The sequence below is a fragment of the Candidatus Edwardsbacteria bacterium RifOxyA12_full_54_48 genome (assembly GCA_001777915.1).
GTDB lineage: Bacteria > Edwardsbacteria > AC1 > AC1 > EtOH8 > UBA2226.
This window is the reverse complement of record MFFN01000004.1, coordinates 1-17,798: the sequence shown is the minus strand read 5'-3', so window position 1 is coordinate 17,798 and position 17,798 is coordinate 1. Positions and strand designations below refer to the sequence as shown.

Below are 17,798 nucleotides of genomic sequence, written 5' to 3'. Positions count from 1 at the left end.
TACAGAAAGGCATGAAAAAGAAGTATTGCATGGATTGGGTAGATGTATACAAATAATGCGCCCTGCAATTATTATTGAAGTATTAAGCGATGACCTTGGAGACCAAATTGGAAGCTTAGTTAAAGGGCTCAACTATTTGTATTACAATATAGATGAAAACGGTGGAATTAGAAAAACTAACGAAATAACAAAAAGCGATTATTTCAATTATCTTTTATGCAATGAAAAACAAGCGAGGCAACTTAATTTAGTTTAATGAATATTATTTTCATAACACCACACGGCAATCTAATTTATGGCGGTGAAAAAAGCCTGTTGCTATTGATGCGTGAATTGCGACAGCGTAATGTCCGCGTTACGGTGGTCTGCCCCGAGACCGGCGTGTTTATAAATCTTTTAAAGGCAGAAGGCATTGAAACCGTTGTATGTCCAATTTGCAACCTCTTCAAACGCACGGTATTTATTTATTTAAATTCAGTGCTTCGACTGTGGGTGATAGTTCGAAAAGTTAAGCCCGACATTATCCATTGCAATTCAGCAACCGTGGCACAGATAGCAATACCCGTGGCCTGGTTGTTTGGCATTCCAACAGTTGTCCATCTGCGGAACGATCTTTCGTGTTCAGGTGCCAAACGTGACTTGGTAACCAAGGCCTTGGCGGTAATTGCTAATTCATCGTTTACAGGGGCGGACCTAATAAACTGCATGGATCAGGAAAAACGCCATGTCATTCATAATCCCATAGAAATCCCTGCTGTGGATGCTTTGGGTCAGGACACAGACAGACGCTTGGTTCTGTTTGTCGGGCAGATATGCCCCCACAAAGGGGTTGACGCATTCATACAGATAGCCTCAAAGCTCAAAAATCATCCATTAAAACCAAGGCTTATGATTTTGGGGGATGAACCATATCATGCAAAAGGTTATTTGCATGAAATAAAGAAGAAGGCTGAAGAGTTGGGGGTGTTGCCGATCATCGAATTTGCCGGTCATGTCAAAGAACCTGAAAAATACTATCAAAAGGCTTCGGTGGTCATAGTTCCCTCTAAAAAAGAACCGTTCGGCAGAGTGGCCGCCGAGGCCATGATGTACGGACTGCCGGTAGTTGCCTCCCGGGTGGGCGGTTTGCCCGAAGTGGTGGAGGATAATGTTACCGGCTTCCTGGTTGACCCGGATGACGTTGACGGTTTTACCGAAAAGGTACAATATCTCCTTAACGAACCCGAAAAGGCAAAGGCCATGGGCCGGGCCGGCAGGGAGCGGGCTATAAAACTGTTTTCCCCCCAAAGGCACGCGGCTCAGGTGATGGAAGTGTACAAAGAGGTATTGAAGTGATTATGGTGATAATTAATGCGTGACAGTATCATAAATAAACTGATATGTCCTGATTGCAAAGCCAGCGGGTTGCTGCTCCAGAACGCCAAACAGGGACAGTTGGAGATAACCGATGCCAAGTTGATGTGCGGGTCATGCCGGGCCTCGTATCCCGTCACAAGGGGCATCATTGACTTCCTGCCACGACCCTCGGAAACGGTCAGCAGCGAGATCGCCGGATGGAAGAAATATCACACCCCGCAGCGCAACCCCGAACAGTTCAAAGACCAATGGCTGCTTAAACTCCCCAGGCTGGATGCCAGCGTCAGCCCCGACCCCGAAAGCATTGAAGCCTGGAACCAACACGCCGATAATTTTGACCTGGCCTTAAAACAATTGAACCTCGTAGGCAACGAGGAAGTACTGGAACTGGGTGCGGGGCGATGCTGGGCATCAGCCGCGTTCGCAAGGCTGGGCTGTAAAGTGACCGCTTTGGACGTGGTCAGGGACAAATATATAGGATTGGAGAGCGCAGAGGTATATCTGACAGAAAAACTGTTCTTTGAGCGTATTCTGGCCGATATGGAACGGCTGCCTTTTGCCGATAAGTCCTTCGACCTGGTTTTCTCTACCGCCACCGTGCATCACTCACCCGATCTTGACCAGCTATGCGCCGAAGCCGGCCGGGTGCTGAAGCCCGGAGGACGGTTCGTAGCCATCAACGATACGGTGTCCGGGTTGTTTGATTACGGCCAGGATCTGGAAGAAATAGAACTGGGAATTAACGAACATGCCTATCCCATCAACCGTTACAAGCAGGCAATGAAACGGGCGGGCCTGAAGCCCAAGTTGTTTTTATCGGAAACCTGGCGGAAACAATTGGAAACCTCCTCCCGCGATCTGCGAAATCCATTGAAGATAATTGGTTTCAAGATCAGCAGTTTTTTCTGGCAAAGCAGGTATTTTAAAGGCCTCATGGAATATTTCCTGGTGAACTGGGCCCAATTGATCTGGGGCATAGGGTTGCACACGATAGCAGTCAAGCGGAGCCGGAAATGAAACTGGCTTTTGAATCCACCCTGCTGTTGGGCAATCGCTCCGGCGTGGGTAATTATATGTATCATCTGGCCGGGGAACTGTGCCGCTTGCCGGAAATTGAAGAGATACATTTCATAGCCAACCGTTATAAAAAAAGCGGCGACTTGCCGCATTTCCCTGCCACAACAAAAGCAAGATATTTCAAGGCCTGGGTGCCGCAATCGCTGTCCGACCGGCTGGCGTATCAAATGTGGCATCGCTGGTACCTGGGTTCGTTTGTGAAAAAGAGCGGCGCGGACATCATTCATTTCCCCAGCCTGATAGGTGCAAAATACCCCCGTTGCCAGACCGTGCTTACGGTGCACGATCTGTCGTTTGCCACCTTCTACCCCCGGACAAAACAAACCGACCATTACCGTGAATACGGGCTAAGATCCGCCAAGCTGGCGGACAGGGTGATAACCGACTCGCAGGCGACAAAACACGACCTGATCAATATTTGGGAAATAGCTGAAAGCAAAATAAATGTCATTCCCCTGGGCTGCGGGCCGGAATACCGGCAACTGGACCGGTCCCAATGCGCCGCAGAAATGGAAAAAGAGCTTGGCATCGGCCTGCCGTTCATATTATACGTGGGAAATATTGAGCCCAGAAAAAACCTGACATTTCTGGTAGAAGTATTTGCTGATGCCTTGAAACGCGCACCGGGCTTAAAACTGGTAATAGCGGGCCGCCAGAGCCTGCCGTATCCCGGATTCCACCAGGCATTGGCCGACAGTCCGGCCAGGGGATCCATCACTGTTTTAAACAGCCCGTCAACGGAAGTGCTGGTTCGTTTGTATAATACTGCCGCCTGTTTTTGCTATCCCAGCCTGATGGAGGGTTTTGGCCTGCCGGTGCTGGAAGCCTTTAACTGCGGCTGTCCGGTGATAGCGGCAAATAATTCGTCCCTTCCTGAAGTGGCCGGGGAGGCCGCGGTGCTGTTGGATGCCAACGATCATGAGGGCTGGGTCGCGGCGATACAGCGGTTTGCAACGGACAGTGCTTTGGCCGGTGACTACCGGCTTAAAGGGCAAAAGAGGGCAACGTTGTTTTCCTGGGAGAAATGCGCCCGGCAGACAATAGACGTGTATAAGGGCCTGCTATGAAATGCCTATTCATAAATCCAGATTATCCGCCCCCCATGGTTGGCGGGTCGGTTGTTTATTATTATTACCTTCATTCAGCGTTTGTTTCAGAGGAATTGGTCGTGTTGACCGCACAAGCACCAGGTACAGCAGAATTCGATGCTTTGCTGCCATATCGGGTTATTCGCAGGAACTTCATTAAACGGACAGCGATAAATGAAGCGCACTTGGCCAAGGCAGTTAACCTTATAAAACAGTTCTTTGCCGCCTGGGGTCTAATTGTCAAAGAAAAAACAGATGTCATACATATAGGCAATTTTTATCCTGGGGCATTTATTGGTTGGCTGTTGTCGTTGACAACCGGCAAGCATTGGGTGGCAACCGTAATGGGTGAAGACCTGACCGGTATATATACGGCAGGTCCGATCAGGCGAAAATTAGTGTTGATGGCCTTGCGGCGGGCTGATGGGGTTTTAACCATCAGCAAATATGCGGTAAATAAACTGATCGAACATGGCGTTGAACCGGGAAGGATCACCCTGCTAACCCCGGGGTTTGACAGCGCCAAATGTAATGCAACCTCCGCCAAGGAACCCGGGATTTGGTCTGGGATCAAGGATAAAAGTATATTGCTGACGGTAGGACGGTTGATTGAACGCAAGGGCCAGGATATGGTCCTGCGGTCTTTGCCGATAATAATAAAGGATCACCCGGGGGTTCATTATGTGATCGCCGGGGCGGGCCAGGAGGAAGCCCGGCTGAAAGGCCTGATCGCAGACCTTGGCTTGCAAAAACAGGTTACCGTCGTAACCGATGCCACGGATGAAGAGGTAGCATACCTATACCAGCATTGCCAAATATTTATAATGCCCAACCGTGCTTTGCCAAATGGCGATAACGAGGGCTTTGGCATCGTATACTTGGAAGCGGGATATTGGGGGAAACCGGTTATCGGCGGCCGGGACGGCGGGGTGCCGGACGCGGTGGAAGATGGCGTAAGCGGTTTATTGGTTGACGGAAGCGATACAGGGCAAATTAGCAGAGCGATCCTGCGATTATTGGGTGATGCAGACCTTTGCCAACGTATGGGCCGGGCCGGGCGGCTTGAAGCGCTGGCCAACGGTTGGTCCGAAAAATCGTCCCGGTTGAAGTTGGTCTTGCAGGGGGCGGCGCTTAAATGATAATTGATCTCAGAAATATAAACCCCAATGTTATTTTAAAACGGCAACCATCTGCGGCTATCGCATACTTAGTTCTGTTCGGCGTTACCGCCTGGTTTGTCTGGCGCTTTGGGGCCATAGCGCTGGGATCCCTGGTGATATTGAGTTTCTTTACTTACCTGGCTATAAAAAAGCCATTTTACATTTTATTAGTAACCCTGGCCACTATTTTCTTTCCGGCCAATTTTGAGCAAGCCCTGGGACAAACATTTCCCATAACCCCCACCCGGATATTTGGCCTGATGTTGCTGCTGGCCATAGCCACCCATTTCAACCGGTCACGCTGGCAAAATCTTAAAAGCAACAGAACTACGGCAATAGCCGTTGTCCTGGTACTCTGGGGCGCCTTTACCGATCTGGTAAGCTATCCGGAATATATCGGAACGTTTATTATTGACACCATACCATCTTTGATAGTGCTGGCGGCCGTGGTATTATTTGTTGAGAATCGGGAAGAGTTAAATAAAGTGTTGGCAGTTATCATGCTGGCCTGCCTGGTGACAGCAGTCAGCGGATTTGTAATATACAGCAAGGGGCGAATGTCCGGCCTTACCGGGAATGCCAATGCCTTGGCCTATAATTGCATAATCGGCTTGACCCTGGCCCTGTCATTTTTAAAAAAACCCGTTCTCTCGTTAAAAAACACCCTACTGACCGGTTTTGCCGGGATGTTCCTTTTAGCCTTTGGCTTTGCCGCCTCCCGCAGCGCCAGCATCGGTTTGTTGGTTGCTGCCTTCATCCTTTTAAGGAACTTCATAAAAAAACCATCCACTCTGATATTGATATTTTCACTGTTTGTTTTATTCCTTTACATTGCGCCGGAGATATTCTGGCAGAGGTTTCAGTATATACCGTTGCCGGGCCATGCTGTCTACAGCTCCGTACAGAGCGAAACGGGAATAAGGGCCTGGATGTATAGAAGGGGCTGGGAATTATTTTTAGCAAGCCCGCTATGGGGCTGGGGGGCGTTCAGTTTCCCAAAGGTTAATGGTTCGCTAATACCTTATGTTATGCATTCCTGGTATCTGGGCATGCTCTGCGAGCAGGGAATAATAGGTTTGGCGTTATATCTGGCTTTTTTTACAACCATATATAAAAATATTAAAACTTCCATCAAAGTAAATACAGTTACGACCGACAGCTCCCGTTATCTTTTGGCCCTAGCCATAGGGTTGGCGGTTGCCGGTATTTTTGGCAGCGGTCCGTTGGATAAATTAATATTTATTATGGCCGGGATATCGGTGGTTCTGGCAAACATAAGCGCTAGGGAAACCATTAAAGAGACGGATTCCACAATTGACGACACAAAATAGACAAAAAATTGTTTCACTTTTGCAAACTACCATTTCAGGGTATCCCCGACCCGATGATGTGGAAGGCTTGGGGCTTTTACGCCGGGAAATTGTGCATGCCCTGGGTCTTGCTGGCGTCGGTGACGAAAATAATATTTTTGGGAAACATATCCAACCGGGTCAATCCGTGGTTATAAAACCAAACTGGGTCAGGGAAGATGACGGCTCTTGGTCCGATGCCTTAATAACCCATAGTTCGCTGATAGCCGCTACCGTTTCCCTGGTCCAACCGGCCCTGCAGGGCAGGGGCACGATCACCATCGCCGATGCCCCGATCCAAGGCGCCGACTGGGAAAGACTGTTGGCTTTTAACAGAATAAATGAATATTTAGAGGCTCTACGCCAGCCCGGCTGGCTTCCGGTCGATATCATTGACCTGCGAATGGTCCGAACCAGGTTCGATAGCCTGGGCAGAAGAACCATGCTGGATGAGACACCCGGAGATCCCTTGGGCTATTGCCTGATAGACCTGAAGGATAAAAGCGCCCTGGAGCCGATAAGCAATGATTCCAGCCTGTTTGAGGTCTCCGGTTACGATCAAAAAACCACCATCAACAGCCATGCCCCGGGCAAGCACCAGTATTTGATCTCCAAGACGGTGCTTTCGTCTGAGGTGGTAATAAACATGCCCAAACTTAAGACCCACAAAAAGGCCGGAATGACCTGCTGTCTTAAAAACATGGTGGGCATCAACGGAAAAAAGGAATACCTGCCGCATCACCGGCGCGGCGGGTCAGGACAAGGCGGCGACGAATACCCCGGGCGGGGAATTTACAATAAAACGGAACGTAGTGTCATAGAGGCATTGGCTACAATGCCAAAACCCGTAGGCAAATTTATATTATTGGTTGGCGTGGCGTTTAAGCGGGTATTAAGAACATTATCCAAGGTACCTTCACTCAAGGCTTCAAGTGCGAGCAGGCATCATTTTGATATCGGTGAAGGCAGCTGGCACGGCAACGATACTATCTGGCGGACTGTTAATGATCTCAACAAAATACTTATCTTTGCCGATAAAAATGGTATTTTGAAACCTGCAAGACAACGGGTGCAAATAAATCTGGTTGATGCCATAATTGCCGGCGAGGGAGAAGGGCCATTGGAGCCTGCGGCCAAGGCGGTGGGGTGCATCATCGCCGGTCTGGATGCCGCAGCTGGTGATGCCGCCGCCTGCTGGCTGATGGGCTACGATCACAATAAAATACCGGCCTTGCGTGAATCATTGGCGGACGGTAAATATCCCTTGTCTGATGTCAGTTATCATGACATGACAGTCAGCAGTAATAAACCAGAATGGAATGACAAAATAAACCAGTTGCCCAAGTCTGGTTTTAACTTTACGCCGCCCAAGGGCTGGGGAGGACATATTGAAGGATAAAATTCATATTGCCATTCACCACCGTTCAGGCAGTTTTTCCGATCGTTGGTTGGAATATTGCCAATTGCATGGCATAAGGCATAAAATAATTAATTGCTATGATAATGACATCATTGAACAACTGAATGGCTTTACCCATTTGCTATGGCCCATTACGCATGATGTACTGGCAGACATAGCTCATTCGCGAAAAATAATAGCGTCTGCGGAACAGGCCGGCATAATTGTTTTTCCCGATACGGTTACCTGCTGGCACTTTGACGATAAGATCGCCCAAAAATATTTATTGGAAGCTTTAGGCGCCCCGCTGGTGCCCAGCTATGTATTTTACCAAAAAGAAAAAGCCCTTGAATGGGCAGAGCAGGCAACCTATCCAAAGGTATTTAAACTGAAGAGCGGGGCCGGTTCGGCCAATGTCCGTTTAGTAAAAGATAAAAATGAGGCAATAAAACTATGCCAACAGGCATTTGGCCTGGGGTTCGTTTCATACCACGGGTATTTTGGCGATGCCAAAACAAAACTTCGCAAAATTGGCACTTTCCCCCAGTTTGTTGGTAAGCTGAAAAGGTTTCCCAAGTATTTATTAAGCTCGGCCATTACCAAACAGCAAATGCCGCGGGAAAAGGATTATGTCTACTTTCAGGAGTTTATGCCGGGCAACCAATACGACACCAGGATAACGTTGGTCGGCAACCGGGCTTTTGGATTTACCCGTGATGTCCGGCCCAATGATTTCAGGGCCTCCGGGAGTGGTTCCATCAGTTATGATCTAAAGCGCCTAGACATGGAATACGTAAAAATTGCCTTTGCTGTGGCTGAAAAAATGAGATCCCAGAGCATGGCCTTTGATTTTATAAAGGATGAAAACGGCAAGCCTAAAATAGTCGAGGTCAGCTACGGCTATCAGCCCAAAGCGGTTTATGACTGCCCCGGGCATTGGGATCAGAAATTAAACTGGCATGAAGGGCATACCCACCCGGAGGATGCCATATTGGAAGATCTGCTGGGCACAATAAAATAGACGAATGAACCTTTTATTATTAATTCAAAACCTTGAGGTCGGCGGGGCCGAACGGCAGGTGGTAGAGCTGGCTTGTGGCTTGAAAGAACTGGGACACAAGGTAACAATATGTTGCCTTAATTCGCTCGGTCCACTGGCCAATGAAGCGGCCAGCCGGGGCACTGAAGTTGTTTGCCTTAACAAAAAATCCAAATACGATATAAGGGTAATTTTCAAGCTGATCCGTCTGTTGCGGCAGCGTAACATTGATGTTCTGCAAACCTTTCTGTTTGGGGCAGATCTATGGGGGAGATTGGCTGGCCGGTTGGTGGGTGTGAAAGTATTGCTGACCTCCAATCGATCCGGTGGGATACATTACGAAAAAAAAGAATTATGGTTTGAACGAATGTTATGGCCTTTGGCCGATGGCATCATCAGCAATACCAACATCGGCCGTATACGTTTGACACAATTTATAGGTATACCCGAAAACAAAACATATTTTGTTCCCAACGGGTATAACCTTGACAAGTTTAATGCATTGTCGGAAAGGGGTGCGGTACGCCGGGAACTGAATTTAAAAAACGATTGCTTTTTGGCGGTCATAACCGGCAGCATCAAGCCGGTTAAGAATCATCAAATGCTGGTCAAAGCAGCTGCAATGGCAATCGAAAAGAAAAAAAACATTTTTTTTCTGGTTGTCGGCCAAGGGGTGGCCGAAAAAGAAATCAGGGAATTGGTTAAAGAATCCGGGTTGATGAATAATTTTAGGTTCTTGGGTCAGCGGCTTGATGTGCCCAACCTTCTGGCGGCGTCAAATGTGGGCTTACTAACCTCGAAATGGGAGGGCTTTTCTAATTCAATTCTGGAATACATGGCCACCGGCCTGCCAGTAGTGGCAACTGACGTGGGCGGGGTGCGGGATCTGATAACGCCGGACAAGACAGGCTATCTGGTGCCATCGGACGATGCCCCGGCCATGGCCCAAAAACTGCTGGAGCTTTTCAATGATCCAATCAAGTCGAGGGCCATGGGGCAGGCAGGAAAAGAATGGGTGCAGGCCAATTGTGATTTTATGCAGTTGGCCCGGAAAACCGAGAACATATACCGGGAAATATATAACCTAAAAGCCAATAAAAAGTAATATGACGCAGGAAATTAAAGGCCTAAACATAGGTTATATCGCAAGCATTTATCCGCTGCCCACCTTTACCGCAAGTGAAGTGTTGGCTGTTGCCCAAAAGGGCATTGGGGTTTCAGTATTTCCGGTTAAACGGTCAAAACAAAAAACGTCGCAATTGACCCTGCAGGGATTACCGTTTGTTACTGCCTGGTATGATCATTTTTTAACGGCAGTATTTTACAATTTACTTGCGCCTTTGATGCATCCTGTCAAGTATTGGCATTGTTTCCAGTATGCCATTACAACCACCGGCACTAACCTTTTTTCAATTAAGAAGGGGACCACCAGCGGGATTCGTAATTTATTGCTGCTGCCGATCGGCATCTATTATTCCTTTATCTGCCAGCAGAAAAAAGTTGGACATATCCATGCCGAATTTGCCGGGGTGCCGGCCACCATCGCCATAATGATCTCAAAATATACCGGCATAGGGTATAGTTTTAGCGGGCATGGTTTTGACCTTCATTTTATGCCGCCTCACGATCTGGTTGACAGGATAAAAAATGCCGTATTTTTTCGCACCATATCCGAATACAATAAAAAGTTTCTACTTGGCAAATATGCGGTCCTTAAAGATACAGATATTAAGGTAATACGCTGCGGGGTTGACCTGGCGAAGTTTAAATATGTGCCGAAACGTCAGTATAGTGATAGGCTACGATTACTGTGTGTGGGACGGTTGGCGCCGGTAAAGGGCTACCAATACTTATTGAATGCTTGTGTCTTGCTTGATAAAACCGGGCAGGATTTTATACTAAATATTATAGGTGATGGCCAACTATTTGACGAGTTAAAGGTATTTATCACCGACCATAATTTAGACAACAAAGTATTTTTAAGGGGATATTGCCCGCAAGAGGAAATAAGTAAATATTGCAATGAGTCGGATATATTTGTTCTGGCCAGCTTAAGCGAAGGCATCCCGGTAGTAATAATGGAAGCAATGGCAACAGGAATGCCGGTGGTGGCTACAAAGATAACCGGTGTGCCGGAAATTGTTGAGGATGGTTCAACTGGCTACTTGGTAGAGCCCAAAAACCCAGAAGCTTTAGCCAATGCAATAATAAAATTAATGAAAGAACCACAAAGGGCCGCTGAATTTGGAAAAAATGGCAGAAGGAAAGTAGAAAGAATGTACGATATAACTGAGAATGGCCGGGCAATGGCAGAATTGTTTGTAACACGGTTGTCTAAATAACAAAACCTTATATAAAATTAAAAAACAATCGCCTTATTTTAATGCAGCCAACTGTATCAATAATACTGCCCATTAGAAATGAAGCCAAGTTTATAGAAAATTGCCTGGGGTCTATTATTTCCCAGGACTTGCCTTTATACAGCATTGAAGTTCTGTTGATCGATGGAAATTCTGTAGACAATACCAAGGAGGTAGCAGGTAATTGTTTAAAAAACAACCTTCTGGCCAAGAATCTTAAGCACTGGGAAATAATTGATAATCCACATAAGACCGCGCCTTATGGAATGAACATTGGTATAAACAAGGCCAAAGGGGATTACATACTTATATTAAGCGGGCATTCATTGATAGCACCAGATTATTTAACACAATGTATAAAAACCATAAAAGATAAAGACGCTGATAATGTGGGCGGCCCGGCAATACCAATAGATCTAAAAAACGACAGCATAGCCCGGGCAATCAGTATGGCACACTTAAGTCCGTTCGGCCTGGGCGGCGGTGCTTTCCGTCTGGGGGATTTCGAAGGTTACGTGGATACGGTGTATTTGGGTTTTTACAAAAAGGAGACCTTCGCCAGGTACGGCCTGTACGATGCCCGGCTGACCAGGAACCAGGACATTGAACTTAATTCCCGCATCAGGCGGGGAATTAAGTTCATTTCAAATTTCAAATTTCAAAATTCAGAAATCGAGAGAGAAAGTAATCTTGGTGTCTCTGCGGCTCTGTGTGAGGAAAAAGAGCCTGGATTCCCGATTGGGTCGGGAATGACAGGAGGGTGTGGCATAAAAAGTGAAAAAACCGAGAAAGAAAGTAATCTGCGGAAATCTGCGCAATCTGCGGATAGAGAAGCCCCGGGCAAGATATATCTGACCCCCAAGATCAAGAGCTATTACTACTGCCGGAATACATTATCAGGTTTATGGTCCCAGAACTTCAAGAACGGCCAGTGGGTGGTGTATACCAAATATATTGCGCCCTATGCGCTGAGCCTGCGCCACTTCATCCCCCTGATCTTCGTCTCGACTATTCTGCTGCTGATAATGGCAAGTTTAATAAGTTTAAAAAGTTCAACAGGTTCAACGGGTTTCAGCGGACCGACCCCTCCCTACCCTCCCCGAAGCGGAGAGGGATTAGTTAATGGTTTTGGCCCGATAGCTCTGCTTCTATTGGCGCTGGTGCTGGGGGCCTACTTCGGCGCGATGCTTTACTTTGTAGGTCGGGCAGGGCGCAGCGTACAGCGTACAGCGTACAGCAAACAGGGTGCTGCCAAGGGCGGGGTGGTCAAAACGTTTGAAACGGTTGGGGGACCGGGGGAAACAAACAAACAACCCGGTGGTTCGGAATTTGTAATTCGTAATTCGTCATTCAGTTTCGGCTCCCTGCTGTTGCTCCCGATCGTCTTTATGACCCTGCATTTTTCCTACGGGCTGGGATCGCTATGGGGGCTCATCTCGCTTCCCTGCTGGGCGGCAAGAAAGAAGCGATAATTACGAAAGACGAATTACGAATTACTAAATAAAACCTGATCACGGAAACACTAAAACAACAAGGATGTTTTGGGTTTAAATTTTCGATATTGCCTGGCAGGTTGAGTGCCTCCGCTAAAGCTTTGGCACTCGTGGAAGCCAAACATGTAAGCGAAAGCGGAATGTGTGAGTATCGTCACCCGTTCAGCTTGTCGGGCGGGAAGAGATCTCAGGGTGACAATATAGGGGATTGCCTCCGCTAAAGCTTTGGCACACGTGGAAGCCAAACATGGAAGCGAAAGCGGAATGTGTGAGTGGGGACCATGGTACACGGATTCACACGGATGGGGCGGCTTGCCCGCCTATATGGACTACTTGCTAATGGCGGGGATTCACACGGATCGTTACATAAATTAAATCTCTTTGTGCGCTTTGTGCCCTTTGTGGTTAAAGGTACCCGGGGGACCAATAGAACACGGATTCAACGGATATATACGGATGCACACGGATTTTTTCCGAATAACCAGCAACCAATAACTAATAACTAAAAACCCTTGGTGTCTTAGTGCCTTGGTGGTTTAACTCAGGGCATGTTTCGGGGGTCAAAATATTTTCCGGTTCTCTAACCGCTTGACAAAATACCCCGTTAGCGTTACAATAACTAAACTTAAAATCAATATAAACTATAGTCATACCGCAATAGAAATGTATATAAAACGCAGCATAGAATCGGAATTGCAGAAGCACATCAAGCTGTTCAATGTAACGGCTCTGGTGGGGCCCCGGCAGGCCGGGAAAACCACCCTGATGCGGAAGCGCTTGGAATCGCTCTCCGGCAGCCGGTATCTTTCCTTTGACGACCCGGACGTCCTGGCCTTGTTTGACCGGGACATCAAGCATTTTGAGAGGCAATATCTGGTGGCGGGGGGGCTGACCGGGCTGGATGAAGCGCATTACGGAAGCGAAGCCGGGCGCAAGCTGAAATATCTGGCCGACCGGGGGCACCGGCTGATAATTTCCTCCTCTTCGGAGCTGATGCTCAGCAAACAGATCCTTTCCCAGTTGGTGGGCCGGGTGGGCATCATCCGGCTTTTCCCTTTTTCCCTGGCGGAGTTTGGGCAGGCCGCCGGCCTGGTGGAGACCACTCCCGCCATTAAGGATCGCCTGCTATGGGAACATGCCGTCTATGGCGGTTATCCCAAAGCCGCCCTTACTCCAGAACTGGCGGATAAAAGGACCATACTGGACAGCCTGTACAATACCCTGTTGTATAAGGATGTGGCCCAGAATTTTTCCATAACGGATCTGGCGGGGCTGGAACGCCTGGTTCGCTTTTTGGCCAATAATATCGGCTCATTGTTAAGCTTTCAAACAGCCGCCCGGGCCACCGGGGTCTCGTATCCCACCCTTAAAAAATATCTGGAAGCTTTGGAAAAAAGTTATCTGGTCCGGCTGATCACGCCCCTGGCCGCCAACCCCAACAAGGAGATCGTCAAACAGCCCAAGATATATTTTATCGATAACGGCTTAAGGAACGCGGTGCTGGGCCAGTATCCCGCTTCGCTGGAGGATCAAGGCGCCCTTTTTGAGAACTATGTTTTCACCGAACTGCTGAAGCAATCTGTTTCGTTAAAATACTGGCGGACCAAGGCCGGAGCCGAGGTTGATTTTGTGGTTCAAACCGGCCAGTCGCTGCTGCCGGTAGAGGTCAAGCTTAAGCCCGGGGCCAGGCCGTCCGGGCTGGCATCCTTCATAGATAATTACCATCCGGCCCGGGCGCTGATCGTCTGCTCTTCGGGGCCTGTCTCGGAGCGTAAAGTAAACGGATGCCTGGTCAAGACGGTTCCGGCGGATCTGCTGGCTGAAGAGATAACCGATGGAGACGCAGGTTAAAGATCAAAGATCAAAAATCAAAGAGCAAAAAGCGGAAAGCGGAAACCAACGGATAGCGTGCAGCGGTTAGCGAATAGCGGAAAGATAAAAGAAGAAAGCATTCCCGAAGTATACAGTAGACAGTATTAAGCTTAAAGTTCAAAGTTAAAAGTTGAAAGAGTAAAAGCCTGTCACACTGAGAAGGCTGGCTTGCCTGGCAAGTTGAATGTGTGAGTATCGTGGTGGCAAAAGGACGGGGGACCATGGAACACAGATTCACACGGATGGGGCGGCTTGCCCGCCTATATGGACTACTTGCTAATGGCGGGGATGCACACGGATCGTTACTGAACAACCAAAGTTAATGGCCTGTCACACTGAGAAGGCTGGCTTGCCTGGCAAGTTGAATGTGTGAGTATCGTCACCCGTTCAGCTAGGCGGGCGGGAAGAGATCTCAGGGTGACAATATATGGGATTGCTTCGTCAGAATAAACGAAGGCCTGCTCGCAATGACTGTAACGATCCGAGTATCTTGGTTATTTCTGGGCATTCTGTGGTTAAGAATGAACCCCTTGACAAAAGGACATAAAACCAATATAATGGACATATATCCATTATAAAGGACACATATGAAAAAGAACGTCAGCTCCCTGTTCTGGGAAAGCGCCTTACAAAAAGTGCTGTTGCATCTGGCCCGGCATCCCCAAACCGAGTTTTACGGCCGGGAGGCGGCCGTCAGGTCGGGGGTGGGAAAAAGCGCCGCCAACTATGCCTTGAGGCGGCTGGCGGATATGGGCTGGGTAACGGTCCGGTCCAGCGGCCGAATGAAACATTACCGGGTGGTTTCCGGGCACCCGGCTGTCTGCCAGGTGAAAATAACTGACACCATCATGGGACTGGCGGGGTTCTTGAAAAAACTGAACCCCCTGTCGATAAAAATAGTGCTTTACGGCAGCGCCGCTTTGGGCCAGGATCAGGAAGACAGCGACGTGGATATCTTGGTACTATCCAACCAGCCTGAGGCGGCCCGCCGGGCGGCGCTCATCTTTGCCCCGAAGATCCAAACCGTGGTCAAGGATCCGGTGGAGTGGGCCGGAATGCAGAAACGCGGCGAAATATTTTACCATGAAGTAGAACGGGGAATGGTGCTGTGGCAGAAAACATAAGCCCGGAATACCGGGAATGCCTGGAGAAGGGACGGCTTAAAATATTCCCCCAGGCGGCCGGTCTGGCCCCGGCCGAGTTGGAGCAGGCGGCGGCGGATCTTTTGGCCGCCCGGCAGAGCCTGGCCCAGGGCAGCCATAAATGGGCATCCATTCAGGCCTATTACGCCATGTTTCATGCCGCCCGGGCATTGGTGTACCGGGCCGGGTTGCGCGAAAGAAGCCATCATTGCCTGCAATATGCCCTGCGGGAATTGTACGTTAAAACCAAACAACTGGATGTCCGTTTGGTGGAAGCGCTGCAGCTAGCTAAAGTGCTCAGGGAAAATGCCGATTATTACGGAAGGTTTTCTTTCGACAGCGCCGTCCAGCTGGTCAATGATGCCGAAGAATTCCTGGCTGCGGCCAAAGAACTGATCGTCTAGGTTATCAAAAGTCTTTAGGGCAGGCCTTCTGTGGCAAAAGGATCCTTCGGCTGGCAAGGCGTGACGCCGGGCCCAGAATGACGAAAGCAATGAAACGTGGCATTAAATAAAATCTTTTGTGTCTTGGTGCCTTTGTGGTTAAAGGTACCCGGGGGACCAATAGAACACGGATTCAACGGATCTATACGGATTCACACGGATCTTTTCTGGGTAACCAAAGTTAATGGCCTGTCACACTGAGAAGACTGGCTTGCCTGGCAAGTTGAATGTGTGAGTATCGTCACCCGTTCGACACGCCTGATGAGAGAGACCTCAGAGCCTGCACTGAGGTTGGCAAAAAACAAACTTTCGAAGTGGTGACAATATAGGGGATTGCTTCCGCTGGAAGGCAGGGAGTGTTTTCGCAATGGCTGTAACGATCCAAGTTTCCTTGTGATTTTTGTGCATTCTGTGGCCAATAAACCCTGGATCCCCAACCCCACCCTCACTCCCTCCCCGCAGCGGAGAGGGAAGCCGGCAGGCAGGGAGAGGACGGGGATGACAATAGGGGATTGCTTCGTTTGTTCGGCAGGGAGTGTTTTCGCAATGGCTGTAACGATCCAAGTATCTTGGTGTCTTAGTGTCTTGGTGGCAGCAGGTACCCGGATACCCCAAACATCAACCTAGGGATGACCGATGATTAACTACCTTTTCATCTTCCTGACGGCCCTGGCCACCACCGTGCTGGCCATGCCTTTCGCCCAGATCATGGGCCGGCGGATGAACGCCTGGGACGTCCCGGACGGCCTGTCATACCGCACCCACCTGTTCCAACTGGCCCGGACCGGGGGCATCGCCATAGCCATGGGGCTCTATGCCGGCCTGCTGGCGGTAATGCTGATCAATCCCGGGCTGATGGGCTCCCGGAACATGATCGCCTACATGATCGGCGGGATGGTGGTGTTCCTGGTGGGCCTGCTGGACGACCTGCGCGAGATCAAGCCCTGGGTCAAGGCGGTGCTGCTGCTGGCCGCCTGCCTGGTGACGGTGCTGATAATGACCGCGGTCCCGCTGACCGGCTATGAGCGGCTGGATTTCCTGCTGGCGGTGCTGGTGCTGATGGGCGGCTGCAACGCCTTCAACCTGATGGACGGGATGGACGGGCTGGCCGCCGGGATGGCGGTGGCCGCCGGCCTGGGGCTGCTGCTGCTGTCCCTGCAGCTGCAGACCTTCGAGGGCATCAGCCTGAAGCTGGTGTGCATGGGGGCGGCCCTGGGCTTTTTGCATTTCAACCGGCCGCCGGCCCGGATCTTCATGGGCGACTGCGGCAGCCTGATGCTGGGCTTTTACCTGGCCGGCATGGGGCTGAACATAGTCAGGACCGGACCTGGGGCCATCATCCCGGTGCTGCTGGTGCTGTCGCCCTTTGTCCTGGACACCGGGCTGGCCATCGTCCGGCGTCTGCTGGGCAAAAGGGACGTCTTCACCGGCGACCGGCGGCACGTCTACGACCTGCTGCAGGCCAGGACCTTAAGCGTCTGGCGGGTGGACTGGATGATGTGGGGCCTGGGGCTGTTCTTTTCGGCCCTGGGCTATGCCGCCCTTTTCCTGCCGCCCTGGCAGCAGGCGGCCCTGCTGGCCGCGGCCTGGCTGGCCTTCACCTGGAGAATGGCCGGGCTGGGGATGTTCGCCCCGGAAAAGCCCGGGGGCCCGGGCCGGCCGGCCCTGCCCGAGGTGGAGGACATGGACCTGGACCAGGGGGCCAACGGGTGACCCCACCCTGCCCTCCCCTAACGCATTAGGAGAGGGAGGCGGATATTAAAAGCTGTCACACTGAGAAGGCTGGCTTGTCTGACTGGCTGAATGTGTGAGCATCGCCACCAGTACGGCTAGGCGGGCGTGAATGTCGTACACGGTAGAACAGGGAACGCAGGCCCCTGGCCTTACTTTCTCTTGTGACCAAGAGAAAGTAACAAAGAGAAGTCCCGGGGGCTGTTGCAGCTGGCGAAAACAACATAAAAATGCAGTCACGGTGATGGATCAATTGCGCTGTGGTTTTTGTATGGTGCCCGATGCCGCC

General features: G+C 49.9%; 16 protein-coding genes. 15 read left to right on the top strand and 1 reads right to left on the bottom strand.

Annotated features, from left to right (window positions below; all coding sequences use genetic code 11):
• Positions 1-55 precede the first annotated feature (55 nt).
• The 8 genes from A2273_01740 (at position 56) to A2273_01705 (ending at position 8,450) form a co-directional block, all read left to right on the top strand.
• Complete coding sequence (locus A2273_01740; GenBank protein OGF07219.1) at positions 56-256, top strand: hypothetical protein; 201 nt, start codon at positions 56-58, stop codon at positions 254-256.
• Positions 256-1,335, top strand: a complete 1,080-nt coding sequence (locus A2273_01735) for a hypothetical protein (GenBank protein ID OGF07218.1) — start codon at positions 256-258, stop codon at positions 1,333-1,335. The genes A2273_01740 and A2273_01735 overlap by 1 nt, the downstream gene beginning before the upstream one ends.
• Before the next feature lie 15 nt (positions 1,336-1,350).
• Positions 1,351-2,373 (top strand): hypothetical protein, encoded by a 1,023-nt coding sequence (locus A2273_01730; GenBank protein ID OGF07217.1) that lies wholly within the window; start codon positions 1,351-1,353, stop codon positions 2,371-2,373.
• A complete protein-coding gene (locus A2273_01725; GenBank protein ID OGF07216.1) occupies positions 2,370-3,500 on the top strand; it encodes a hypothetical protein in 1,131 nt (376 codons plus the stop codon). Before A2273_01730 ends, A2273_01725 begins: the two co-directional genes overlap by 4 nt.
• 35 nt (positions 3,501-3,535) lie before the next feature.
• Entirely contained in the window at positions 3,536-4,660 is a 1,125-nt protein-coding gene (locus A2273_01720; GenBank protein ID OGF07215.1) for a hypothetical protein, read from the top strand.
• Positions 4,657-6,012 (top strand): hypothetical protein, encoded by a 1,356-nt coding sequence (locus A2273_01715; GenBank protein ID OGF07214.1) that lies wholly within the window; start codon positions 4,657-4,659, stop codon positions 6,010-6,012. Before A2273_01720 ends, A2273_01715 begins: the two co-directional genes overlap by 4 nt.
• A gap of 67 nt (positions 6,013-6,079) precedes the next feature.
• Complete coding sequence (locus tag A2273_01710) at positions 6,080-7,429, top strand: hypothetical protein (protein ID OGF07213.1); 1,350 nt, start codon at positions 6,080-6,082, stop codon at positions 7,427-7,429.
• A 1-nt stretch (position 7,430) separates the two neighbouring features.
• A complete protein-coding gene (locus tag A2273_01705; protein OGF07991.1) occupies positions 7,431-8,450 on the top strand; it encodes a hypothetical protein in 1,020 nt (339 codons plus the stop codon).
• A 19-nt stretch (positions 8,451-8,469) separates the two neighbouring features.
• Here A2273_01705 and A2273_01700 read toward each other — a convergent pair whose 3' ends face one another.
• Entirely contained in the window at positions 8,470-8,709 is a 240-nt protein-coding gene (locus A2273_01700; GenBank protein ID OGF07212.1) for a hypothetical protein, read from the bottom strand.
• A 126-nt stretch (positions 8,710-8,835) separates the two neighbouring features.
• Between A2273_01700 and A2273_01695 the strand changes: the two genes are divergently transcribed.
• The 7 genes from A2273_01695 to A2273_01665 all read left to right on the top strand — a co-directional run bounded on the left by A2273_01695 (position 8,836) and on the right by A2273_01665 (position 17,491).
• Entirely contained in the window at positions 8,836-9,573 is a 738-nt protein-coding gene (locus A2273_01695; GenBank protein ID OGF07211.1) for a hypothetical protein, read from the top strand.
• Between the two features lies 1 nt (position 9,574).
• The gene (locus A2273_01690; GenBank protein ID OGF07210.1) at positions 9,575-10,810 is read left to right on the top strand and encodes a hypothetical protein; all 1,236 of its coding nucleotides are present in this window, start codon (positions 9,575-9,577) and stop codon (positions 10,808-10,810) included.
• 41 nt (positions 10,811-10,851) lie between these two features.
• Positions 10,852-12,300 (top strand): hypothetical protein, encoded by a 1,449-nt coding sequence (locus tag A2273_01685; protein ID OGF07209.1) that lies wholly within the window; start codon positions 10,852-10,854, stop codon positions 12,298-12,300.
• 684 nt (positions 12,301-12,984) lie between these two features.
• The gene (locus tag A2273_01680; GenBank protein OGF07208.1) at positions 12,985-14,172 is read left to right on the top strand and encodes a hypothetical protein; all 1,188 of its coding nucleotides are present in this window, start codon (positions 12,985-12,987) and stop codon (positions 14,170-14,172) included.
• Between the two features lie 608 nt (positions 14,173-14,780).
• The gene (locus A2273_01675) at positions 14,781-15,317 is read left to right on the top strand and encodes a hypothetical protein (GenBank protein ID OGF07207.1); all 537 of its coding nucleotides are present in this window, start codon (positions 14,781-14,783) and stop codon (positions 15,315-15,317) included.
• Positions 15,314-15,739 carry a hypothetical protein gene (locus A2273_01670; GenBank protein OGF07990.1) on the top strand — a complete coding sequence of 142 codons (426 nt, stop codon included), beginning with the start codon at positions 15,314-15,316 and terminating at the stop codon, positions 15,737-15,739. Before A2273_01675 ends, A2273_01670 begins: the two co-directional genes overlap by 4 nt.
• A gap of 675 nt (positions 15,740-16,414) precedes the next feature.
• On the top strand, positions 16,415-17,491 hold the full coding sequence (locus tag A2273_01665; GenBank protein ID OGF07206.1) for a hypothetical protein: 1,077 nt from the start codon (positions 16,415-16,417) through the stop codon (positions 17,489-17,491).
• Positions 17,492-17,798 lie beyond the last annotated feature (307 nt).

What these genes read in the sequence shown, in the direction of transcription:
- A2273_01740 (OGF07219.1), top strand. Translation starts at nt 56, where the DNA reads ATGCGCCCTGCAATTATTATTGAAGTATTAAGCGATGACCTTGGAGAC.
- A2273_01735 (OGF07218.1), top strand. Translation starts at nt 256, where the DNA reads ATGAATATTATTTTCATAACACCACACGGCAATCTAATTTATGGCGGT.
- A2273_01730 (OGF07217.1), top strand. Translation starts at nt 1,351, where the DNA reads ATGCGTGACAGTATCATAAATAAACTGATATGTCCTGATTGCAAAGCC.
- A2273_01725 (OGF07216.1), top strand. Translation starts at nt 2,370, where the DNA reads ATGAAACTGGCTTTTGAATCCACCCTGCTGTTGGGCAATCGCTCCGGC.
- A2273_01720 (OGF07215.1), top strand. Translation starts at nt 3,536, where the DNA reads ATGGTTGGCGGGTCGGTTGTTTATTATTATTACCTTCATTCAGCGTTT.
- A2273_01715 (OGF07214.1), top strand. Translation starts at nt 4,657, where the DNA reads ATGATAATTGATCTCAGAAATATAAACCCCAATGTTATTTTAAAACGG.
- A2273_01695 (OGF07211.1), top strand. Translation starts at nt 8,836, where the DNA reads ATGTTATGGCCTTTGGCCGATGGCATCATCAGCAATACCAACATCGGC.
- A2273_01690 (OGF07210.1), top strand. Translation starts at nt 9,575, where the DNA reads ATGACGCAGGAAATTAAAGGCCTAAACATAGGTTATATCGCAAGCATT.
- A2273_01685 (OGF07209.1), top strand. Translation starts at nt 10,852, where the DNA reads ATGCAGCCAACTGTATCAATAATACTGCCCATTAGAAATGAAGCCAAG.
- A2273_01680 (OGF07208.1), top strand. Translation starts at nt 12,985, where the DNA reads ATGTATATAAAACGCAGCATAGAATCGGAATTGCAGAAGCACATCAAG.
- A2273_01675 (OGF07207.1), top strand. Translation starts at nt 14,781, where the DNA reads ATGAAAAAGAACGTCAGCTCCCTGTTCTGGGAAAGCGCCTTACAAAAA.
- A2273_01665 (OGF07206.1), top strand. Translation starts at nt 16,415, where the DNA reads ATGATTAACTACCTTTTCATCTTCCTGACGGCCCTGGCCACCACCGTG.